Annotated in this window: 24 protein-coding genes and 1 pseudogene; 17 read left to right on the forward strand and 8 right to left on the reverse strand. The window is 60.3% G+C overall.

The features are described 5' to 3' along the window. From CFP68_RS16665 to CFP68_RS16675, 3 genes are all read left to right on the forward strand, one after another. On the forward strand, positions 1 to 553 hold a 553-nt coding region (locus CFP68_RS16665), incomplete at its 5' end, for a DUF736 family protein (RefSeq protein WP_099828090.1). 155 nt (positions 554 to 708) lie between these two features. Further along, positions 709 to 1,245 carry a hypothetical protein gene (locus tag CFP68_RS16670; RefSeq protein WP_241524140.1) on the forward strand — a complete coding sequence of 179 codons (537 nt, stop codon included), beginning with the start codon at positions 709 to 711 and terminating at the stop codon, positions 1,243 to 1,245. A 148-nt stretch (positions 1,246 to 1,393) separates the two neighbouring features. Further along, a complete protein-coding gene (locus CFP68_RS16675) occupies positions 1,394 to 1,975 on the forward strand; it encodes a rhomboid family intramembrane serine protease (protein WP_099828107.1) in 582 nt (193 codons plus the stop codon). A 213-nt stretch (positions 1,976 to 2,188) separates the two neighbouring features. Here CFP68_RS16675 and CFP68_RS16680 read toward each other — a convergent pair whose 3' ends face one another. Beyond that, complete coding sequence (locus tag CFP68_RS16680; protein ID WP_014132722.1) at positions 2,189 to 2,539, reverse strand: ArsR/SmtB family transcription factor; 351 nt, start codon at positions 2,537 to 2,539, stop codon at positions 2,189 to 2,191. A 63-nt stretch (positions 2,540 to 2,602) separates the two neighbouring features. Here CFP68_RS16680 and CFP68_RS16685 point away from each other — a divergent pair, with 63 nt between their 5' ends. The 3 genes and pseudogenes from CFP68_RS16685 (at position 2,603) to CFP68_RS16695 (ending at position 5,813) form a co-directional block, all read left to right on the forward strand. Continuing rightward, on the forward strand, positions 2,603 to 3,454 hold the full coding sequence (locus CFP68_RS16685) for a cation diffusion facilitator family transporter (RefSeq protein WP_038068544.1): 852 nt from the start codon (positions 2,603 to 2,605) through the stop codon (positions 3,452 to 3,454). A gap of 172 nt (positions 3,455 to 3,626) precedes the next feature. Then, a pseudogene (locus CFP68_RS16690) lies at positions 3,627 to 4,136 on the forward strand (tyrosine-type recombinase/integrase); the annotation flags it as partial. Between the two features lie 60 nt (positions 4,137 to 4,196). Beyond that, on the forward strand, positions 4,197 to 5,813 hold the full coding sequence (locus CFP68_RS16695) for an ISL3 family transposase (RefSeq protein WP_420915830.1): 1,617 nt from the start codon (positions 4,197 to 4,199) through the stop codon (positions 5,811 to 5,813). Positions 5,814 to 5,957: 144 nt separating this feature from the next. Here the strand turns inward: CFP68_RS16695 and CFP68_RS16705 are convergent, their stop codons facing one another. The 5 genes from CFP68_RS16705 to CFP68_RS16725 form a co-directional block, all read right to left on the reverse strand. Further along, complete coding sequence (locus CFP68_RS16705) at positions 5,958 to 6,875, reverse strand: cation diffusion facilitator family transporter (RefSeq protein WP_027240785.1); 918 nt, start codon at positions 6,873 to 6,875, stop codon at positions 5,958 to 5,960. Then, a complete protein-coding gene (locus tag CFP68_RS16710; protein WP_027240784.1) occupies positions 6,865 to 7,620 on the reverse strand; it encodes a transglutaminase-like domain-containing protein in 756 nt (251 codons plus the stop codon). The genes CFP68_RS16705 and CFP68_RS16710 overlap by 11 nt, the downstream gene beginning before the upstream one ends. A gap of 95 nt (positions 7,621 to 7,715) precedes the next feature. Then, a complete protein-coding gene (locus tag CFP68_RS16715) occupies positions 7,716 to 8,315 on the reverse strand; it encodes a cation efflux transmembrane domain-containing protein (RefSeq protein ID WP_027238636.1) in 600 nt (199 codons plus the stop codon). A 198-nt stretch (positions 8,316 to 8,513) separates the two neighbouring features. Beyond that, complete coding sequence (locus CFP68_RS16720) at positions 8,514 to 8,840, reverse strand: YnfA family protein (protein WP_056037240.1); 327 nt, start codon at positions 8,838 to 8,840, stop codon at positions 8,514 to 8,516. A gap of 1 nt (position 8,841) precedes the next feature. Beyond that, entirely contained in the window at positions 8,842 to 9,270 is a 429-nt protein-coding gene (locus tag CFP68_RS16725) for a MerR family transcriptional regulator (RefSeq protein WP_027238634.1), read from the reverse strand. A 159-nt stretch (positions 9,271 to 9,429) separates the two neighbouring features. Between CFP68_RS16725 and CFP68_RS16730 the strand changes: the two genes are divergently transcribed. Genes CFP68_RS16730 through lnt form a run of 10 tightly spaced genes read left to right on the forward strand, consistent with a single transcriptional unit; the run spans position 9,430 to position 16,930 of the window. Next, complete coding sequence (locus CFP68_RS16730; RefSeq protein WP_193825239.1) at positions 9,430 to 10,044, forward strand: SCO family protein; 615 nt, start codon at positions 9,430 to 9,432, stop codon at positions 10,042 to 10,044. Positions 10,045 to 10,049: 5 nt separating this feature from the next. After that, entirely contained in the window at positions 10,050 to 10,472 is a 423-nt protein-coding gene (locus CFP68_RS16735) for a disulfide bond formation protein B (RefSeq protein WP_009807981.1), read from the forward strand. Beyond that, positions 10,469 to 11,128 (forward strand): DsbA family protein, encoded by a 660-nt coding sequence (locus tag CFP68_RS16740; protein WP_027238632.1) that lies wholly within the window; start codon positions 10,469 to 10,471, stop codon positions 11,126 to 11,128. The genes CFP68_RS16735 and CFP68_RS16740 overlap by 4 nt, the downstream gene beginning before the upstream one ends. A 23-nt stretch (positions 11,129 to 11,151) precedes the next feature. Next, entirely contained in the window at positions 11,152 to 11,619 is a 468-nt protein-coding gene (locus CFP68_RS16745; protein ID WP_027238631.1) for a copper chaperone PCu(A)C, read from the forward strand. After that, positions 11,619 to 12,245 carry an SCO family protein gene (locus CFP68_RS16750; RefSeq protein ID WP_009807978.1) on the forward strand — a complete coding sequence of 209 codons (627 nt, stop codon included), beginning with the start codon at positions 11,619 to 11,621 and terminating at the stop codon, positions 12,243 to 12,245. The genes CFP68_RS16745 and CFP68_RS16750 overlap by 1 nt, the downstream gene beginning before the upstream one ends. Beyond that, positions 12,242 to 13,615, forward strand: a complete 1,374-nt coding sequence (locus CFP68_RS16755; RefSeq protein WP_099828092.1) for a M23 family metallopeptidase — start codon at positions 12,242 to 12,244, stop codon at positions 13,613 to 13,615. The genes CFP68_RS16750 and CFP68_RS16755 overlap by 4 nt, the downstream gene beginning before the upstream one ends. Positions 13,616 to 13,618: 3 nt before the next feature. After that, entirely contained in the window at positions 13,619 to 14,074 is a 456-nt protein-coding gene (locus tag CFP68_RS16760) for a DUF411 domain-containing protein (protein ID WP_009807976.1), read from the forward strand. Positions 14,075 to 14,086: 12 nt separating this feature from the next. Then, positions 14,087 to 14,869, forward strand: a complete 783-nt coding sequence (locus tag CFP68_RS16765; RefSeq protein WP_027238629.1) for a ZIP family metal transporter — start codon at positions 14,087 to 14,089, stop codon at positions 14,867 to 14,869. 28 nt (positions 14,870 to 14,897) lie between these two features. Continuing rightward, positions 14,898 to 15,356, forward strand: coding sequence for a signal peptidase II (gene lspA / locus CFP68_RS16770; protein WP_099828110.1), 459 nt, complete (start codon positions 14,898 to 14,900; stop codon positions 15,354 to 15,356). 50 nt (positions 15,357 to 15,406) lie between these two features. Then, complete coding sequence (gene lnt / locus CFP68_RS16775; protein WP_206601932.1) at positions 15,407 to 16,930, forward strand: apolipoprotein N-acyltransferase; 1,524 nt, start codon at positions 15,407 to 15,409, stop codon at positions 16,928 to 16,930. Here lnt and CFP68_RS16780 read toward each other — a convergent pair. Both CFP68_RS16780 and CFP68_RS16785 read right to left on the reverse strand, forming a co-directional pair. Next, positions 16,911 to 17,423 carry a L,D-transpeptidase family protein gene (locus tag CFP68_RS16780; RefSeq protein ID WP_009807972.1) on the reverse strand — a complete coding sequence of 171 codons (513 nt, stop codon included), beginning with the start codon at positions 17,421 to 17,423 and terminating at the stop codon, positions 16,911 to 16,913. The genes lnt and CFP68_RS16780 overlap by 20 nt on opposite strands. A 63-nt stretch (positions 17,424 to 17,486) precedes the next feature. Beyond that, positions 17,487 to 19,841, reverse strand: a complete 2,355-nt coding sequence (locus CFP68_RS16785) for a heavy metal translocating P-type ATPase (protein WP_099828093.1) — start codon at positions 19,839 to 19,841, stop codon at positions 17,487 to 17,489. A gap of 182 nt (positions 19,842 to 20,023) precedes the next feature. On the opposite strand from CFP68_RS16785, the gene CFP68_RS16790 reads away from it, so the two are divergent. Continuing rightward, positions 20,024 to 20,308, forward strand: coding sequence for a hypothetical protein (locus CFP68_RS16790; protein ID WP_027238624.1), 285 nt, complete (start codon positions 20,024 to 20,026; stop codon positions 20,306 to 20,308). Positions 20,309 to 20,343: the final 35 nt, after the last annotated feature.

A 20,343-nucleotide genomic window follows, 5' to 3' on the forward strand; every position in this document is an offset into this window, starting at 1 on the left:
CGGCACGGCCTGGAACGAGACCGGCAATACCAGCGGCAACCCCTACATCTCGATGCAGATCGATGTCGGCCTCGGCCCGTTCCGGGTCAACGCGGTGCAGACGAAAGAGGCGCGCGCGGCCCAGAGCGACGCGTTCGAGATCATCCCGCTGGTCTCGAACGGCCTGATGAAATCCGGCTCGATCTCGGGCGAGCTCACCGCCATGGACGCCGACAACGCCTTCACCGGATACATCGCCAACATGATGTTCGATCTGGAGTTCATGCTGATCGAGAATAGCTACAAATCCGAGGAGACCCACCCCGATTACCGCATCGAGGTCAGCTCGCCCCGGGGCACACCGATCCGCGTTGGCTCGGCCTGGATGGCCAAAAGCAGCCGCACGGGCAATGACTACCTGTCGCTGCTGATCAACACGCCTGATGGCGACCTGCGCGTCAACGCCGTGCAGAACGAAGAACAGCGCGGCGGGCAGACCTTCTCGATCATCCCGTTCATCGACAGCGGTGAGCAGCCGCAGGACGCGGGCGCGGGGCTGTCGCTGGTCGCATGACCAACGCGCGAGATTAGACGATCCGCACCGAAAGGGGAGCCGTGGGATCACGGTTCCCCTTTTTCCATGTCCGCTTGCGTGAAGGACGCCACCCGCTTGCGATCAGGTGCAAATGCGATACAATAATATATTAACGCAATATCGAGGGCGGGCGCGTGGCGGCTAGATCAGGGACGGTTCCATGGTTCGAGAGCTTTGATGTTGAGGCAGAGGTTGAAGATCTCCTCGCCCATATCGAGCGCTGCACCGGATTCGCGCTACCCGCCCGACAACGCGCCGTCATCATGTCCCATGCAAGGTCAAAGCTCGACAGGACAAAGCAGGCATATCTGGAGGCCAAGGCGGTGGGAAAGCCGGTGTCCACATCGCGGCGTGCGTATCTGACCGACCTGCAGGACACGATCTTCATGGCGATCCCGGAAGAGAACCTCGCGCGGATGCCGCTAAGCGAACAGGTCCTGAACGACCCTTCATTTTACGCGGACGCTATGCACAGTGCCGCTGCGATCAGCAAAGATGAGCTTTTCATGGCGTTGTCCTCATCGCTGAACGATATGACGGTCCAAGACGCTCGGGCGTTTGTCTCGAAGCTGTGGCACAGCACGATCGATGACAATTCCCGCAAATTCGCCGAAGCCCTGAAGCGCCCCGAGCGTGAACCGCAGCCCTTTCGCCCGGGGAACACCGTGTAAGATCGGAGCCATTCTCTTGGCTTGAGCCGTACCGAAGTTGGCCGCCTCGAACCCCCTTTCCTGGAGGTGGCATCCTGTGCAGCGTGCGAAAGCCGTTGAAGGTGCTGTGGTGACGTCTACTGTCGCCAACATGATGAACCGGGATCACATGCGCGCCTTCTTGCGGCGCGCCGCAGCGCTTGCCGCTTTTGTCGCACTGCTCTGGGCGGTCCAAGTCGTCAATTGGATCACCGGCTACGGCTTGAACCCGGCCTTCGGCCTGATCCCCCGGCACGTCAGCGGATTGGATGGTGTCATCACCATGCCCCTCCTGCATGGAAGCTTCGCGCACCTTATGGCCAATACGCCGCCGCTCTTGGTGATGGGTGGGCTGCTGGTGGCCACGACCACGAGGGCCTTGCTGCCGGTGAACGCAGTGGTGATCGGCCTCGGCGGCGGACTCGTCTGGCTGTTCGGAAGCTCCGCCATCCATATCGGTGCGTCAGGGTTGGTCTTCGGCTGGTTTGGCTTCCTCGTCGCGCGCGGCTTCGTGGATCGCTCATTGATCACGCTGGGCGCGGCACTGGTGGTCGGTGTTCTCTATGGCTCCCTTCTCTGGGGCGTTCTTCCGGGCCAACCCGGCGTCTCGTGGGAGGCGCATCTCTTCGGCGCCATCGCGGGCGCGGACGCTGCGTTCCTAATCCGAACGCATGTACATGCGCCGCGCCTCGGCGGCGTCGATCTGGACTGAAGCCGTACGCCAGACGTGGTCGGCCCATTGCCGACCTTGAGACAGAGCGGTCTCGCTGCGGCGCAGTTTCACCGAAGCGGTCTTTCATGCGTCGCGCAGCATTTTCCGACGGCCGACGTCGGCTGAGCGGACAAAGCGCCATTTTGCTGCGGCTGCGCAAATGGCTGCTTTAGGCCTGGCGCACCAATAGAACATTGCAGCAGGACACGTCGGTTAATCCGTATAGCTTCGGCAGGCATCGACCCCTACGGCTGTCGAGGCAAGTAGTTGATCTGCGTCGCGGATGAGATCAGCGATCCGCCTGTCCGCAAGGCGATACCGGACGAACCGACCTTCGTTCCTGCGACTGACCAGACCGCAATCCAAAAGGCAGCGCAGATGGTTCGAGACATTGGGCTGACCAAGCCCTGTTTGGGTAACGATTTCCTGCACGCTGCGTTCGTCCGACAGTAGCGCATCGAGGATCGCAAGACGGCTGGGGTCGCCGAGACCCCGGAAGAGCTTTGCCCGCGGCTCAAGGGTGTCAGCTGCCGAAAGATCGTCTTGAATGTTTTGCAATGTCATATCATTATCCACTGATACGTTAGCGGCGACTTCTTTCGCACGCTACCTTCAAGAGGATCGCATATGAGCCGAGCAGATAACACCACATTGCCTACAACGTCTTTGCCGATCCGGATGCGGGTGCATGGCATGGACTGCGCCAAGGATGCCGCCGAGATCGAACGGGCCGCTCGGTCTGCGGGCGTGGCTGAAGGCGATGTGAAGGTGTCTGCCGCAACCCATGTCATGACATTGCGGATCGCCGAAGACGACTTGCCGAAAGTGCGTCCAGCACTGGACGCAACCGGCTATGGCTTTGAGCTGATCAAGAGCGGGGATACATCGTCCGATCCGGCTTACAAAGACCCGAGCTATCGCCGCGCGCTCTGGATCGTGGTCCTGCTCAATCTCGGCTACGGGGTGATCGAGATGTTCGGCGGGTTCCTGTCCGGATCGCAAGCTTTGAAAGCAGATGCCCTGGATTTTTTGGGCGACGGCGCAATCACCTTTCTGGGCCTGCTCGCTATCGGTTGGAGTCTGACATGGCGGGCGCGGTCGGCGATGATCCAGGGCGTGTTCTTGGGATTTCTGGGGCTTGGCGTTGTCGGCAGCACAATCTGGCGTGTCCTGAATCAGACGACACCAGAGGCCGGGTTAATGGGAGCCTTCGCCGTGGGCGCGCTGATCGTAAACATTCTTGCGGTGCTGCCGCTGCTAAAACACCGCAAGGGCGACGCCAACATGCGGGCCGTATGGCTGTTCTCCCGGAACGACGCCATCGGCAACCTCGCCGTGGTGATCGCTGCCGGACTGGTCGCCTGGCTCGGCAGTGCCTGGCCTGACCTCATCGTTGCTTTCGCCATCGCAGGGCTGTTCCTGCATTCGTCATGGATGATCATCCGGGATGCGCGGAGTGATCTGTCAGAAACCGAGTGATCTGGCGGAAAAGCTGACGTGCGAACCGGAAACCGACATTCGCCACTGCGCAGCGAGTCCGGAACTTTGGGCTCAAAGCCGACCTCGGATGCGGCGCAGCATCATATGGTATGATGTCTTGTCAACGTCGGGTTGTCGATGTGGGAGGGCGTGGTGGATCGGAGGATCCATCATGGAAACATCAAACTTACCGGCCATCCGCGCCTTACGCCCAGCCTGGAACAAAGGCCGGATCGTCGGCCAGAAAAGGCCGCTCAAGCCCAAACACGTCTGGGCGATCAGGGTGCGGCTGGAATTGGCCGAGAACCACCGTGATCTGGCCCTCTTCAATCTTGCCATCGACAGCAAGCTGCGCGGCTGCGATCTGGTGAAAATGAGGGTGGTCGATGTTATGGCATCCGGCCAAATCAGAGAACGCGCGTCGGTTCTTCAGAGCAAGACCCAGAAACCTGTGCGCTTCGAAATCTCCGAAGGTACCCGTGCATCGCTGGCAAGATGGATGCGGGAGCCGCTGATGGTCGGATCCGAATACCTCTGGCCTGGGCGTTTTCACGAACGGCTTCACATCTCTACCCGCCAGTACGCGCGCATTGTGCGTGACTGGGTGACATCCATTGGTCTGGAGGCAAGCGCCTATGGCACGCACTCGATGCGGCGAACGAAAGTCACGCAGATTTACAGGCTCTGCCTCACTTTGTGTGGCGGAACTATCCTGAAACTGGAAAATTCAGGAGGGATAGTTGTGAGTTCGAAGAAGCACTGGTCGCCTGGGGGCGAAGTTTCGATTCAAAGCGTCGAACGAAGTGATTCCGGCGGGTGGATTGTATCGGGCAGTCTGACACCAAACGGCATCTGCCCAGACTGTGGATTGCATTCACGCCGACGTCACGGCTGGCGGCGTCGGCGGCTGCAGGATTATCCCGCGCATGGAGACGAGGTAACGGTTGATCTCGCAATTTGCCGTTGGCGATGTCAGGCACCCGCTTGCCCACGCCGGACATTCTCAGACCAAATCGCCTCGATTGCGCGTCCATTTGCACGTCGTACTTCGCGTGTCGGGGAGATTGTCACCCATCTTGGGCATGCGACCGGCGGACGGCCAGCCGAGCGGTTGTTGCATCGTTTGGGCCTTGGAGTCAGCGATGACACGGTGCTTAGGCAGCTGAAGAACCGTGCCCAAGACAGTGGCGAGTCGCCGACAGTCATCGGGATCGACGACTGGAGTTGGCGGAAATCGCAAACCTACGGCACGATCATTGTGGATCTGGAGCGTCGCGTGGTGATCGACATTCTTGAGGATCGAGATGTCGTCAGCTGCACCAACTGGCTGAAGCGACACCCCGAGGTGGAAGTGATCAGCAGAGATCGCTGCGGTCTCTACGCCCAGGCAGCACGGCAAGGGGCACCGCAGGCGAAGCAGGTCGCTGACCGGTTCCATATCGTACAAAACCTGCGGCAGGCCATCGAGGAGCAAATGAACCTTCACGGCCGTGCGACCGGCAGGGCGCTGCTGTCCGACGCCGACAACATCACCGCAGCCGGCAGCCTTCTGAAGTCACGCCTGGCGCATAGGACGTCTCGGGAAGAGATTTTCACCACCATCCATGCGCTCCGAAATCAGGGGCTTTCCTGCAGCGAGATCGGGCGGCGAACAGGGTTCCCGCGTCGCAGCATCGCGAAATGGCTGCAGTTCGAGACACCTCCGGACCGCAGGCGGGCAGCTTTGAAGCGGACTTCGCCGTGGTACTTTGAAGAGTTCCTGCGCCAGAGCTGGAAGGACGGAATTCGAAACGGAAGCGCCCTGTTCCGTATGATCCAAGAGCGTGGTTACGAGGGGAGTCAGTCGCATCTGCAGCGGTTGCTGGCGGGTTGGCGCAGAGCCGAAAAGCAAACGAAGGGCCCCGCCGTGGAACACCAGATCCTGGAGCCGGTCCGGGATCCGGAAACGGGGCACGCGATTTCCCCGGTCATCGCAGCCGCGCTGTGCATCAAACCCCGCGGAAAGCTCACCCCGGATCAAGCGCGGAAAGTCGACGCGCTCAAGGCCGGTTCTCCCGCCTTCGCAACGATGCGAAGTCTCGCCATGCGGTTCAACGGTATCCTGCGCGGCCGCCAAGCAGACCCGCTCCCAGCATGGATCGACAACGCGATCGAAACCGATCTGGCGCCCATCGTGCGCTTTGCCCGCACATTGAACCGGGACTTCGATGCAGTCAAAAACGCCATCGAGATGCCATGGAGCAACGGCCAAGCAGAAGGTCAGATCAATCGCCTGAAGACGCTCAAACGCGCCATGTACGGTCGAGCCGGTCCAGAATTGTTGCGGGCGAGAATGCTACCGTTCCGCCACACAGATTGAGGCAGAGCCCATTTAAGGGCTACGCGACATATCTGTTTGGAGGCCAGATGCACTTGGACGGGCGGGCGATCGACCAAAAGAGCGCACCAATCAAAACCAGACCGGACAGCAGGCCTACGACCACTAGTATGCCTTGGGCAATCGTCATGAGCGGTGTCCGAACACCTGCGCCTCCTGATGCGCATTGTCGGTCGCTTCGAATTCAAGCGTGGAATGCTCGATTGAGAAACGTTCATGCAGCACCGATTTGACGTTTTCTTTAATTTTGTCGGCCTCACCCATCCGGTCGCGTTCGACAACAATATGGCAGTCCAATGCCGCAGTGTTCTCCTGCATTTGCCACAGGTGGACATGATGCACGTTCACAACGCCATCGACACTCTGGATCGCTCTGACCACGTCATTTCCATCAATATCTGGTGGGCTCCCAAGCATCAGGGTTCGAATTGGGCCCCCTATTTCGGTGAAGGACAGATACAGGATGTAGAGCGCGATGCCGATGGTGATGGCCGGATCCACCCAACGCATATCATAAAGTATAATGAGCGTCCCGCCGACTATGACGGCCACTGAAGCCAACGCGTCCGAAAGGTTGTGGAGAAACAGCGCGCGGATGTTCACGCTCCCCTTCTGCATCGAATAGGTCAGCATTGCGGTCAGCGTGTCGACCACAAGCGCAATTCCACCGAGAATGACGACGGTCCACCCCATGACTTCGGGTGGATCAATCATGCGCATGCCACCTTCGTAGATCAGGTAGAAGCCGATCACGATCAGGGTGGTGTAGTTGATCAGGGCAGCGACGATTTCGACCCGGCCATAGCCGAAAGTCATGCGCTCATCGGCCGGGCGGCGCGCGATCTTGCGCGCGGCGAAGGCAATGACAAGCGAGGCCATATCGGAAAAGTTGTGCAGCGCATCGGCGATAAGTGCTAGACTGCCCGACAATATGCCCCCGACGATTTGCGCAACAGTAAGTAGCCCATTCGCCCAGATCGCGATCGCAACCCGTCGATCCCCAGAATTCGGATCGATATTCGCGTGCCCGTGATCATGCGGCATTGGCAGGCTCCTCATGCGCGTGTGTCGCGCGTCGGTCAGTCTTCAGGCGGCCGCTGCGGAAACCACGTACGCGCGCATTCATCCAGTGGCGTATTATATGACGGTAAAGGGCACCACGCAGCCTTCCAAAGGATTGCTCATGGGACAAATAGAAGGCGTCGGGCGTATCGTACACGCCGAAATCTTGCACGATGCCGGTTTTCTGAATGTAGGTATCTTCTCCGTTCCAGGCGACGGGAGGTGCGCCAAGGCAATCTGTGCCCGCGCCATAACCGCAGAGACTGTCCGTGTCCGAGAACGATCTTTGCAGGACTTCGAAGAAAGCGTCATCCAGGATGAAGCCTTCAAGGTTGATCCAGGCCCCTTGAAATTCGATCTCTACCCACGAATGGAGAATTTCCTCTGGAGCAAGCGGATACACCAACTCTGGGACAACACCGCGCTGCAAGCCTTTGTGGATCGTAAACCCATGCAACCGGCAACGAACGCCAACACCACGCAGCAGCGCCATTAAGAGCGTGCCTTTCGTATTGCACTGCCCGTAGCCGTCGGAAAGTACCTCGGATGCGGGGATGTCGTCAGCTCGATTGTATCCGAACGAGATTTCATTTCGAACGAAATCATAGGCAGCTCCGATCCGATCGTATTCGGATAAGTCGCGCCAGCTGCGGCTCTCTATTAGATGCGCAAGAGGCGCGGCATCAAAATCCAGTAGTTTGGTGGGTGCAAGTAGGGGGTTGGTTATCTGCAACGGAGTCGCTCCTCGAATCGTCTTGGAACAGACTAGTCTCTATAGTTACTGCAGCTTCAACCCCTTCTTTTAGAAACGATCTCTCGCAACTACTTGTCCGTGTGAACTGCTTTGTGGTGTTCACCGTGTGCGTCGCGTAGGATATTGACGCCGCCCCAGGCCGCGATCCCGGCGATAATCACACCGACGACTAGGTCGGGCCAGTTCGTTCCCAGCCAGGCAACGAGGCCACCTGCGACCACGATTCCGAGGTTTGCCGCAAAGTCGTTCCAGCTGAAAGTATTGGCCGCGCGGATGTTGACGTCCGGATCTTTGAGCCGAGCGAGCAACCAGACACAAACTGAGTTGATGGCCGCCGCGCTCAGCGCCATGACGATCATAACGGTGCCAAGGGGATCCGACCCACCGACATAGCGGCGCCAAGCATCATAAAGGATCCCGATGGCGAACACGATCAGCAAGCAGCCCGAGACATTCGCCGCACCACGTTTCCATTTCGCAGACCGCGACAATGCAAACAGACTGATTGCGTAGACCAAGCTGTCTGAAAGGTTGTCGAGCCCGTTTGCGATCAGGGCACTGGAATCCCCGAAGGCCCCGGTCGCAAAAAAGGCCATGGCAAGACCCACGTTTAGACCGAGAACAATCCAAAGGGTGCGTCTTTCGCTTGCTCCTTTTCCTGCAGTCATACTTCCCATTCCGCTTGGTCGACTATGATCCTTCAACCTCTCGGGCAGATCAGAGTTCCGGATTGATTAATAATGGTCAGTTCCATTTACGACCGCCGGGAGCTGTCAGTCAGGCGTCTCAACCAAAGTAGAGTATAGCCCTTTTTATGGGGCGATGAGATCGCGATTTGAGACGGTTTCAAGTTCAAACCATAAAGTTCAATTGGTTCGTGGCGCGGCCAGTATTATAGCTGCGCCGAGCAAGCAAACGGCTGTGCCAAGCGTATCCCACCTGTCCGGTCTGTGACCCTCTGCAAGCCACATCCACAGTACCGAAGCCGCAATGTAGACTCCGCCATAGGCGGCAAAGGCGCGGCCCGCAGCAACCGTTTCGACTTGCGCCAGAAGCCACCCGAATACCACCAAGGCTACAATACCGGGTACGAGCCAGGCCGCGGATGCGCCGAGGCGCCACCAACTCCAGATCGCGAAACACCCGGCGATCTCGGCCAAGGCCGCAAGCGGATAGGCAAGCGCGGCAGGCATCTCAGGCACCGATCTCGTCGTGTTCGGTCAAACATTCGGAATGATCCCGCAACACCTCAAGCACCTTGCAATCGGCGGTACGTCCACCGCTGCATTCGTGAACCATGCGTTTCAGTTCGGTGCGCAGCGCCTTCAGACGGGCCATGCGCTGCTCCACCTGCTTTAGCTGGCGACGCGCAATCGCGTCGACTTCTTCGCAGGGCCGATTGGGCTGGTCGCTGAGGTCGAGCAGCTCGCGGATCGCATCAAGCGAGAAGCCGAGTTGTCGCGAATGGCGGATGAAGGACAGTCGGTCGAGCTGTGCATTGTCATAGCGCCTCTGTCCGCCTTCAGTCCGGCCAGGTTCGGGCATGAGCCCGATCTGCTCGTAGTACCGAATGGTCTGCACCTTTGTGCCGGTCTTCTTTGACAGAGTGCCGATCGTGAGCATCTTCGCCTCCATGAAAAGTTACAGTCTGTGTAGGTTTTGCCGCCTCAATAGACAAGTGCCGGATTCACAGACGCGTGAGTTTAAGCCACAACGTGATTTCGCGCTTGAACCTCTAGTAGCTAGAGGATGTAAACGCGACAATAATCAAGAATCAAAATCATGCGCGCAGGTTTGTCCCTTACATCGGCACAGAAATTTCTTTGGGTTTTGGCAGGCGTCGCGTCGCTTGCCTTCGTATGGCTTTTGCTCTGGTCGGACTATCGCGCTGACCGCGCCCGAACCGACAACGATCCAGCGTTTGTCGCTGCATTCGAATTGACGGACCACCAAGGTGTGGTTCGCACGGAAGAAGACTTTTCGGGGCGTTGGATGTTGGTATTTTTCGGCTTCAGCAACTGCCCCGATGTCTGCCCGACGACACTGTCTGAGGTCGCGGCGGTGATGGACGGTCTGGGCGACAATGCCGCGAGGGTCCAGCCGATTTTCATAACCATCGACCCCGAACGGGACACGCCCATGGCACTCGCCGAATTCGTTCCGCTGTTCGATGCGAACATCATCGGGCTGACAGGTACGCCCGAACAGATCGCCGCTACATCCGAAACGTTTCCGATCTTCTTTGAACGCATCGAAGAGGCTACAGCTCCGGATGGCTACACAATGGGCCACACGTCACATCTGTTTCTATTCGACCCCGAGGCAGGCTTTGCAGACTCATGGCCCTATGGCACGTCCGCTGAAGAGATTCTCGCCGATCTGGAAGAGAGGATCTGACCGACATGAACCGCGTACCCGCAGAAACCGCCCTCGGGCTGGCATGGATCGTTGCCCTCGTCGCCTCGCTTGCTGTACTTTTCATCGGCGAAGTGATGGGGCAGACACCCTGCGTGCTGTGCTGGTTCCAGCGCGCCTTCATGTTCCCGCTCGCGATCATTCTCGGCCTCGGCCTTTGGTGGCGAGACGGCAGCGTCGGGCGCTATGGCATCGCTCTGGCGCTTGGTGGTGGCGTGGTCGCCCTGTGGCACATGGGCCTCTACGCGGGCCTGATCCCCGAACGCATCCAGCCCTGCACGGCCACCGGCCCCTCTTGCACCGATGATAACCAATTGGTCTTCGGCATTCCGATCCCGCTGATGGCGCTGGTCGCCTTCGCACTGATCGGGTTCCTGTCGGCACTTTCATTGAAGGAAACACAAACATGAATCGACGCGGCTTAATCCTGTCCGTTCTCGCCCTCGGCGTTGCCGGTTTCGGCGGAGCCACTTGGTACGCGACTCGCCCCGGCCCCGCGGCCGAAGCAAAAACCGTTGCGCCGGAACTCGCGGACGCGATGATCCGCTCTTACTCGCCCATCCTCGGACCTGCCGACGCGCCCGTCACGATTGTCGAATTCTTTGACCCGGCCTGCGAGGCTTGCCGCGCCTTCCATCCGATCGTGAAGGACATCATGGCACAGCATGGAGATGCCGTCCGCGTCGTTGTCCGCTACACCGCGTTTCATGGCGAGGCATCCGAGGAAGCGATCCGCGTGCTCGAGGCAGCACGCATGCAAGGCGTTTACGAGCCGGTGCTCGAAGCCGTTCTGCGGGATCAGCCGAGATGGGCGTCGCACGGCGCGCCTGAGCCCGGTCTGATCCTCCAGATCGCCGCCACTGCCGGACTCGATGCAGAGGCCGCGCGCACGCAAATGCTGGCACCGGATGTCGTTGCGATCCTGAATCAGGATCGTGCGGACGTCGAAACCGTGGGAGTTCGCCAGACTCCTACTTTCTTTGTAAACGGCAAGTCGCTCGATCCATTCGGGGAGGCAGAACTGCGTCGATTAGTGGCCGCGGAAGTTGCCGCCGTGCAAAGCTGAATGGAAAAGGCAGGACCAAAACGATGAAAAAGATTATTATGACGGGCACACTGGCCGCGCTCTTGACCTTTGGAGGGCTCTCAGTACCCGCACTAGCCGGACCCGTGGATGTCGTCGTCGAAAGCGCCTGGTCCCGCGCCTCCATAGGGATGAACCGCCCCGGGGCCGTCTACATGACGATCCGCAACACTGGCGACGAGCCGGTGACGCTGATTGGTCTTTCAACACCCCTCGCGATGATGCCCGAGATCCACGAGACGAAGACCAATGCCGAAGGTGTGAGTTCCATGAGCGCGGCAGGTGAGATCGCGATCGCCCCGGGCGAGAGCGTCGCGCTTGAGCCGGGCGGCCTCCACGCGATGTTGATGCGGCTACAACAACCCATGACGGAAGGGGAAACCTTTCCGCTGACCCTACTTTTTGTCGACGGGGGCGAGGTGACAGTCGAGGTGCCGATCCTTGGCATCGCCGCACGCGGACCGGAAGACTAATGCGACGAAGGACGATCGCAGGATACGGCGCGGCCGGTGCCGGTGCAATTGCCTTGACGCTCTTCGTCGGTTGGTGGCGGGTCGACGGACCCGGTGCGCCCGAACCTATCGAGCAGCGGCCTATGGCTCTGACCGAGATGGATTTCCGCCTGACTGACCATGAAGGCAACGAGGTCGGGCCGGAAACCCTGATCGGGCGACCGACGATGGCGTTCTTCGGTTTCACTTACTGCCCCGATGTCTGCCCGACCACGCTCTCGGACATTTCAGGTTGGCTCGACGATTTAGGAGACGAAGCCAAACAGTTGAACGTGGTTTTCATCACGGTCGATCCCGAGCGCGATACCGTCGAGGCGATGGCAGAATATGTCAGTTATTTCCACCCAGCGATCCGCGGCTGGACGGGACCGGAGGGGCAGATTGCGCGCATCGCGGACGGCTTCCGCGCTGCCTACGAGCGGGTGCCCACGGAAGGCGGCGACTACACGATGAACCACACGGCCAGCGTCTTCCTGTTCGGTGCCGCTGGACGGTTCGTCACCATGATTGACTATCATGAACCGAGGGAATTCGCGGTACCGAAGATCCGCCGCGCGTTGGAAGAAGAAACGGAGGGAGCGACATGAGGCTCAGAACTTTTGCGGCAGGTGTCGCGCTTGCGGGGACCGTTTCGGGGGCGGCTATCGCATTCTTCGATGTTCTGTCGAAAGAACCCGTGCCGCCAGAACTTGCCCAGGCAGGTAGCTGGATGCCCCAGCGTCCTGAAGCTCCCCGGAGCCTGGATATTCCGTTGTCGCTGCCAGCTACGGCGTGGGTGGAAGATACACCCGGCTTCGGCCCCTTGCCCCTGCTGCAGGCCGCTGTTGTTGACAGGCCGATGCAGGCCATCGAACCGCCCCTGTTGACTTGGTCTCGCGACATCTCTTCTGGTGAAACGCTCGACTCCTTGCTTTCCGAAGCCGGTCTTGCGGGAGACGACCGGGCGGAAGTCGCCCTTGCACTTGGCGCGGAATACGATCTGCGACGGTTGCGGCCGGGGAATTCGGTCACTGTTGTTTCGACTATGGATGGCAGCCCCCGCACCGTCTCGCTCGCCGTCGAGGACGGGGTGCGGATCGAGGTGCTTTTTGGCGAGCAGGTGTCCACGCAGGTCGTGGCGCCGGATCCGGAGATCGTAACCCTTGCTGGGGAGGCCGTGATCGACACCTCGATCTTCGCGGCACTCGACAATGCCGGCATCCCCGCCCGATTTGCCGTGGACCTTGCGCAAATGCTGGGTGGAACCGTGGATTTCCGCCGTGAGATGGCTGGAGGCGAGACACTAAGGCTTCTCTGGCGCGAGACGCGCGTCGGCGATGACAAGATCGGACAGCCGGACCTCGCCTTCGCCGCACTGGAAATCGGCGATTCGCTTTACGAGATCGTTTGGCCGGACGACGGCAGCGGTCAGGCGACGATCTACGTCGATGGCGAGGTGCTTCGCGTCTTTGCACAGCCAGTCGAGGGCGCGCGCCTCAGCTCGGTGTTCGGGCGCCGCACACATCCGGTCTACGGAAACGTCCGGATGCACACCGGCGTCGATTTTGCCGCGGCAAGCGGGACGCCGGTACGGACGACGGCACCGGGCCGGGTCAGCTTCATCGGCTGGCGAGGCGGTTATGGACGCGTGGTCGAAATCTCCCATGGCTCCGAGACCATGACGCGCTACGCGCATCTCAGCGCCGTGTCGGAGGGCCTAACACAGGGCCAACGCGTGGCGGCGGGAGATTTGATCGGCCGCGTTGGCGCAACCGGCACAGCAACAGGTCCCAACCTGCACTACGAAGTCCTCGTAGATGGGCGTCCGACTGACCCTCTCTCTGACGACAGGCTCGCCGAAGCCGCAGAGAACGAGGTGGATGATGCCGCCGCGCTGTTGCGTCTGACCGAGGCGCGCGCGCTTCTGACTGAAAACCTTGACAGCGAAATTGCCCAGACGACAACCGAAAGGCTCTGACCCATGAAACGCATGACCCAAGCTCTGACCATCGCGCTCGCCCTGTTCCCGGCGGCCCAGGCCCTCGCAGAGGCAACAGCGATAGACGTCCGCAAGACCAACGGATGCGGCTGCTGCCTGTCCTGGATGAACCATCTCGAGGAAAACGGATTCGCGCCGACGGGCGAGAACATGTTTGGCGGGTCGCTGGTTCGTTTCAAGCTCGACAACGGCGTGCCGCAGCGCATGGTCTCCTGCCATACCGCGCTCATAGAGGGCTACGTGATTGAAGGCCATGTCCCGGCCGCTGATATCCGCCGCCTTCTTGAGGAACGCCCGGACGCCGTCGGCCTCGCCGTTCCGGGAATGCCCTATGGCTCGCCCGGCATGGGGCCGGAAGAAAACCGTGAAGCTTATGATGTCTTCCTCATCCGCGAGGACGGGTCGACCGAAGTCTTTTCAAGCTACGCCGAAGGATAATCTGGCCCGCTTATGGAAAACCTGTCTCCGATAATGCTCGGCTTTCTCGGAAGCCTTGCCGCCGGATCGCTCACGGCAGTCGGAGCAATTCCCGTGCTGTTCGGGCGCATCCCGTCGCGGGCGACGCGCGATCTGTCGCTCGGCTTCGCTGCCGGCGTCATGCTCTCAGCCTCGTTCTTTTCTCTGATCATCCCGGCGTTGGATGCGGCGGAGCCGATGTTCGAGAACGGCGCGATGCCTGCGGCCATCGTTTGCGTCTCGATCCTTTTGGGCATGGGGGCCGTTGCATTGATGAATGAAAGGCTGCCGCACGAGCATTTCAGAACGGGACGCGAAGGGCCCGAAGCGGCGTCCTTACGGCGGGTCTGGCTGTTCATCATCGCGATCACGATCCACAACTTCCCCGAAGGCCTCGCGGTCGGAGTTGGCTTCGGTTCCGGAGGTATGGAGGGCGGTCTGCCACTCGCTATCGGCATCGGGCTTCAGAATGCGCCTGAAGGGCTGGCCGTCGCGGTATCCCTCTTGGGCGAAGGATATCCGAAGCTGCGCGCATGGGGCATCGCCGCGCTAACGGGCATGGTCGAGCCGATTGGCGGTTTGCTCGGGGCGGGCATCATCACACTGTCGGAACCGCTGCTGCCATGGGGCTTGGCCTTTGCCGCAGGCGCCATGCTCTATGTCATCAGCCACGAAATCATCCCCGAAACCCATCGCAGCGGCCATCAGAACAAGGCAACGCTCGGCTTGGCCGTCGGGCTCGTTTTGATGCTTTTTCTCGATGTTTGGTTGGGGTGACGCAATGCCAGTGCATAAACTATCTCCGGTGATCGGTATTTTTGCGGCGCTTACCGCTTTCGTAATCGATCAGATCACAAAAGCCATTGTTGTGGCGAATGCGGCCTCCTTAAGCACTGGAATCGCCGTGTTTCCAGGTTTTAACCTTGTCTTTTATCGCAATGATGGCGTCACTTTCGGACTACTTGGCGGCGCACCATGGTGGAGCCTCATAGCTCTCGCTCTTGCCATCTGCGGCTGGCTGGGGGTTATGCTGTTTCGCGCCGAAAATGCGGTTGAAACGCTCGCTTTCGGAGCGATCATCGGTGGAGCCTTGGGCAATGTTATTGACCGTGTGCGATATCGGGCTGTAACGGATTTCCTGGATTTCTACATCAACTCAACGCATTGGCCTGCCTTCAACATGGCCGATGTATTTGTCGTCAGTGGCGTGGGGCTCTTGCTGGCCGCACCCTGGATCAGCGCGCGGCGTCCGATCAAGTCGTGAAGCCGGTAATTCTGAACTGCTTCGCTCTGCGCAAACGTCTGCTCTCGCGGATGACGCTTGGTTTCGCCGCCGGGGCGCTGACCGTCCTAACCTTCCCGCCTTTCTCGATTCTCCTGCTTGCTCCCGTTGCCTATTCTGCGTTGTTTGTCGGTCTTCGCGACCTCTCCTTCGGGCGTGCCTTTCTCGTCGGCTGGGCGTTTGGTCTCGGCCAGTTCGGTTTCGGGATTTCGTGGATCGCGGAAAGTTTCTACGTCGAGGCCGAGCGTTTCGGGGCGCTGGCGATCCCGGCCCTCGCGGGATTGTCCGCAGGTCTTGCGATTTTCCCGGCCATTGCCGCCGTGCTCTTCGTCGAAATCGCGCGGCGCAGAGCCATGGGCAGTCTCCTGGCCTGCCTCCTGTTCGCGACCTCCTGGACCGCGGCCGAGTGGTTGCGCGGTCACGTTCTGACAGGTTTTCCGTGGAACCTCGCCGGCTACGCTCTTGTTGATTACGCCGCCCTTCGCCAGCACGCCGCCTGGGTGGGAAGTTATGGGCTAAGCTTTCTCACCGTGTTCGTAGCGGCACTCCCCGGCGCGGCTCTCATGGCGGTCGGGCGACAACGATTGATCATCTCGCTCATGCCGCTGGCCGGCATCGTGACGATGTGGGCCATCGGCACGCTTCGCCTCCAGTCGGATGCGCCACAGCCACCGGATGTCGACCTGCGCATCGTTCAGGGCAACGTACCCCAAGAGGAGAAATGGGCGCCCGAGAACCGCGAGGCGACCTTCGCGCGCTATATCGAGCTTTCAACCCAGCCCGGCGATTTCGACGTTCTTCTCTGGCCGGAAACCGCCTTTCCCGGTTTCCTCGATGAGGATGCCCAGGCGCGATCCCGTATCGCGGCTGCGCTTCCGGACGGCAGCGTGCTGCTCACCGGAGTGCCGGACCGTGTACCGAGTGAGGATGGCACCCGATATTTCAACACCGTCCAGGCTTTTGACGATAACAGTGAGATCCTGACCGGATACGCGAAACACCATCTCGTGCCCTTTGGCGAATACGTGCCATTCCGCGGCTGGTTGCCGATCGAGCGGCTGACGGCGGGGCTGGGCGATTTTACGCCCGGACCGGGCCTGCGAACGCTTGCGCTTCCGGGTATGCCGCTGGTCGCCGTGGCGATCTGCTATGAGATCATCTTCCCAGGCCATGTGGTCGACGACCTGTTCCGGCCTGACTGGATATTCAACGCGACGAACGATGCCTGGTTCGGCACAAGTATCGGACCCGAGCAGCATCTCGCATCCGCACGTATGCGCGCCGTCGAGGAAGGCCTTCCTGTCATCCGATCCGCCAATACGGGCATCTCTGCGGTCATCGACGCGAACGGAGAGATCGTTGCGCGGCTCGATACCGGGGAAAGGGGCATCATCGACGCTGATCTTCCCTCAGCGCAGCCGCCTACGCCATATGCGCTTTTTGGGGACTGGATGTTGCTGGCGCTCATCTTGGCTTCGTGGAGCTGGGCTCTGGCGGCCAATGCGACGGCTAACTACCGCCGAATGAGAAAGACCGTCATGCAAAGATGTGGATAGGCGTTCCGTCCTTCACCATTGCATAGATGTCCTCGATCTGCCGATCTGTGACTGCGATGCAGCCAGCTGTCCAGTCGCGGATGTCCGTCGGGTCGATGCCGGGGCGTGGACCACCATGGATGAAGATGTCGCCGCCGGGGGAAAGGCCCTGCGCTGCGGCAAAGGCGATGTCGGCCTCATTCGGATAAGAGATGCCAACTGAAAGATGATACGTACTTTCAGGGTTGCGCTTATCGACTATGTAGGTGCCCTCCGGGGTCCGACCGTCTCCCTCGAATTGCTTGTGACCCTGAGGAGCGAAGCCCAGCCCGATCGGATAGGTTTGCAGCACGCGATCGGATCCGTCGAGAACAAGCAAACGCTGTCCCTTGTAGAGCCGAAGTCGCGTCACTTCGGGTCCGTCATAGCTGCGGAACTTGCCGGCACAGCCCGACAAAAAGGCCGCTAAGCCACCCAACAGGACGGCGCGGCGGGGAAATCGGATGGTTTTCACTGCTCGATGCCTCTTTCGTGAGGTCTGATATGGAAATAATGTTACCTTGCAAATGCCGCGTGATCAATGTCCGTGGGCAAGCGCGGCCTTTGCGATCTGTGGCCCAACCTGCTCGCCACCGGACGGCGGTGCCTTGGCCTCTTGGCTGTTGAGCAGGCGCAGGGCGTTCGCCACCACCAGCAATGACACACCCACGTCGGCTGCAATAGCGCCCCACATCGATGCCATTCCGAACGCGGTAGCGACAACGAAAACTCCCTTGGTCGCCAAGGAAATACCGATGTTCTGATGGATAATCGACATTGTCCGGCGCGAATGACCGATCAGCCAAGGCACCTTGCCGAGGTCGTCGGTCATAAGGGCAATGTCCGCCGTCTCGATTGCCGCGTCAGAACCAACCGCACCCATCGCGATGGCATAATGCGCGCGCGCCATTGCGGGTGCATCGTTCACCCCGTCGCCGATCATGGCAACCATGTCGTGAGTTTTGACCAGGTCTTCGATGGCTGTCACCTTGTCTTCGGGCAGAAGCTCAGCGCGCACCTCGTCGATACCGACCTCGGCGGCAACGGCGCGCGCTGTTCGCTCGTTGTCACCGGTCAGCATGACGATGGTCTTCACGCCCTGCGCGTGAAGTTGCGCCACGATGCCCTTGGCATCAGGGCGGATGCGATCGCGCAGTTCAAGAATGCCCGTCACACCGGATTCATCGCCGACAGCGACAAGGGTGCTGCCGGCGCCTTCGATCCGCTCCCGCAGATCCTTCGGAATGGCGTCGCCGAAACCCTTCTCCTCGGCAAACCGGTCCGACCCCAGCCAGATCGACCGTCCGTCAGTGCGTCCTTCAAGTCCCCTGCCGGGAATGGTGCGGGTATCCTCTGCGGCGGACACCTTGACGCCGTCGGCCTCCGCCCGCGCGAGAATGGCACGCGCCAAAGGGTGCGACGAACGTGCCTCCAGTCCTGCGGCGAGGGTCATCAGATCTTGCGCTGAAGCCCCGCCCAGCGGGTGCACCGCCGCCACTTCCGGCTGGCCCATGGTGATTGTGCCGGTCTTGTCCATGGCCAGCGCCGTCGTCCTGCCCGGCGCCTCTACATAGGCACCGCCCTTGATGAGGACGCCCGCCCGCGCCGAAGCGGTGAGCGCTGCGACGATGGAGACAGGGGTCGAGATGACCAGAGCACATGGGCAAGCGATCACCAGCAGCACGAGGGCATTGTAGAACCAGTAATCCCAGGCTCCGTCGAAGATAAGCGGCGGCAGTAGCGCAATTGCGACGGCGAGAGCCATGACGATAGGCGTGTAGATGCGGGCGAACTTTGCCACCCACTGTTCCACGGGCGCGCGGCGGGCATGAGCGTCGCCGACCATGCGGATGATCTTGGCCAAGACGGTATCCGAGGCGGCCTTCGTGGCGCGCACCGTTAGTGTACCTTCGCCGTTGATCGTGCCCGCATAGACCTCGTCTCCGGCCTCTTTGGGTATCAAAGCACTTTCGCCGGTGATCGGCGCCTGGTCGACCGCGCCCGCGCCACCCGTCACCAGGCCGTCGAGCGGGATACGGTCGCCACCGCGTACAATAAAGCTTGAGCCTACGGCGACTTGCGCCGCCGGCATGTCGGTCTCGCTTCCGTCATCGCGGATCACGCGCGCGGTGGGTGGCGCAAGATCCAGGAGCGCCGACACCGCGTTCCGCGCGCGCCCAACGCTCCAGCTTTCGAGAAAGAGGGACAGCGAAAAGAAAAAAGCCACTGTCGCTGCCTCGAAGAATTCACCGAGCCCGATGGCTCCGGCGACTGCGACAACCATCAGCAGGTTCATGTCGGGCGACAGCCGACGTGCGGACGACCATGCCTTCGGTGCCACAAGCCAAACGCCGAATAGGATAGCAACTGCAAAAAGCCCTGCCTCGGCCAGCGGCATCGGCGCTTCGCCGTGCCCCGCGAAGAGGCCGAGCGCCCCGCCCATACCTGTCTCGACGATGTGCCAGAGAAAACCCGCCGCCCAGAAGCCGCCGCTGAGAGCCGTAAACAGCCGCTGTCGTGCAAGATGGGCCGCTTGGTCGACCGACGCGTTCTCGGCATTCCACGGCTTCGCGGTCATGCCGGTGCTCGCGACAAGTTCCGCAACTTCGTCGTCCGATACACTCTTTGCGCTGTCGAGAATGGTCATCCTCCCGTTGATCACATCGAACGCGAGATGCTCGGCCCCGCCGATCTGCGGGCCGATTACCTTATTCAAGATCGCGACCTCCTCGGCGCAATCGAGGCCGGACACCTGAAAACTGCGCCCGCCGGTTGGGGCGGGCGTCGTCGGTGCGATGTCGCCGCACGTTCCGGCGCTACCACAGCAACTGCCGCCGCTTGCCTGGGCGTCTTCGGCGTGATCGTGATCGTGGCGGTGGGTGTCGGACGGCATGAACGGACCTCTGGATTCGGGTGCTTTGTCATGACATAGCCCCTACAGTAGCTAGAGCTTCAAGAGAAAAGTTCGGTGGTATTTCCGTTTGTTTTCTTGCTAGACGGTCCGACGACAGCCTCAATCACGGCGTTAGGCATAGAAAGCCGATACGAAGAAAAACAGAAAAGAAAGGAAACTCGATGCAGGTTTTGATGCTGAAGCAAAAAATGATGGTTGCGGTGGCGCTTTTGCTCACGACAGGATGCGCCATCCAGCCGACAGGGCCGAACGACACGGCAGACCAGACGGGCAACGTTCCCGAAGCCGTGGTTGCGATGGCTGCTCCGGATCAGGATGTTGCAACGGCGCGCCTCATGCCGGAAGACGGCTGCTATTGGTACGAACACAGCGGGCCGGTCGAAACGACGCTGCTGCCGTTGCGTACGGCGAACGGTAATCCGATCTGCGTGGCACGCGAAGCTTGAGGACGCGCCACACGTTGCATCAACGCGCCTCAGAC

The sequence above is a fragment of the Oceaniglobus indicus genome, assembly GCF_002751875.1.
Lineage (GTDB): Bacteria > Pseudomonadota > Alphaproteobacteria > Rhodobacterales > Rhodobacteraceae > Oceaniglobus > Oceaniglobus indicus.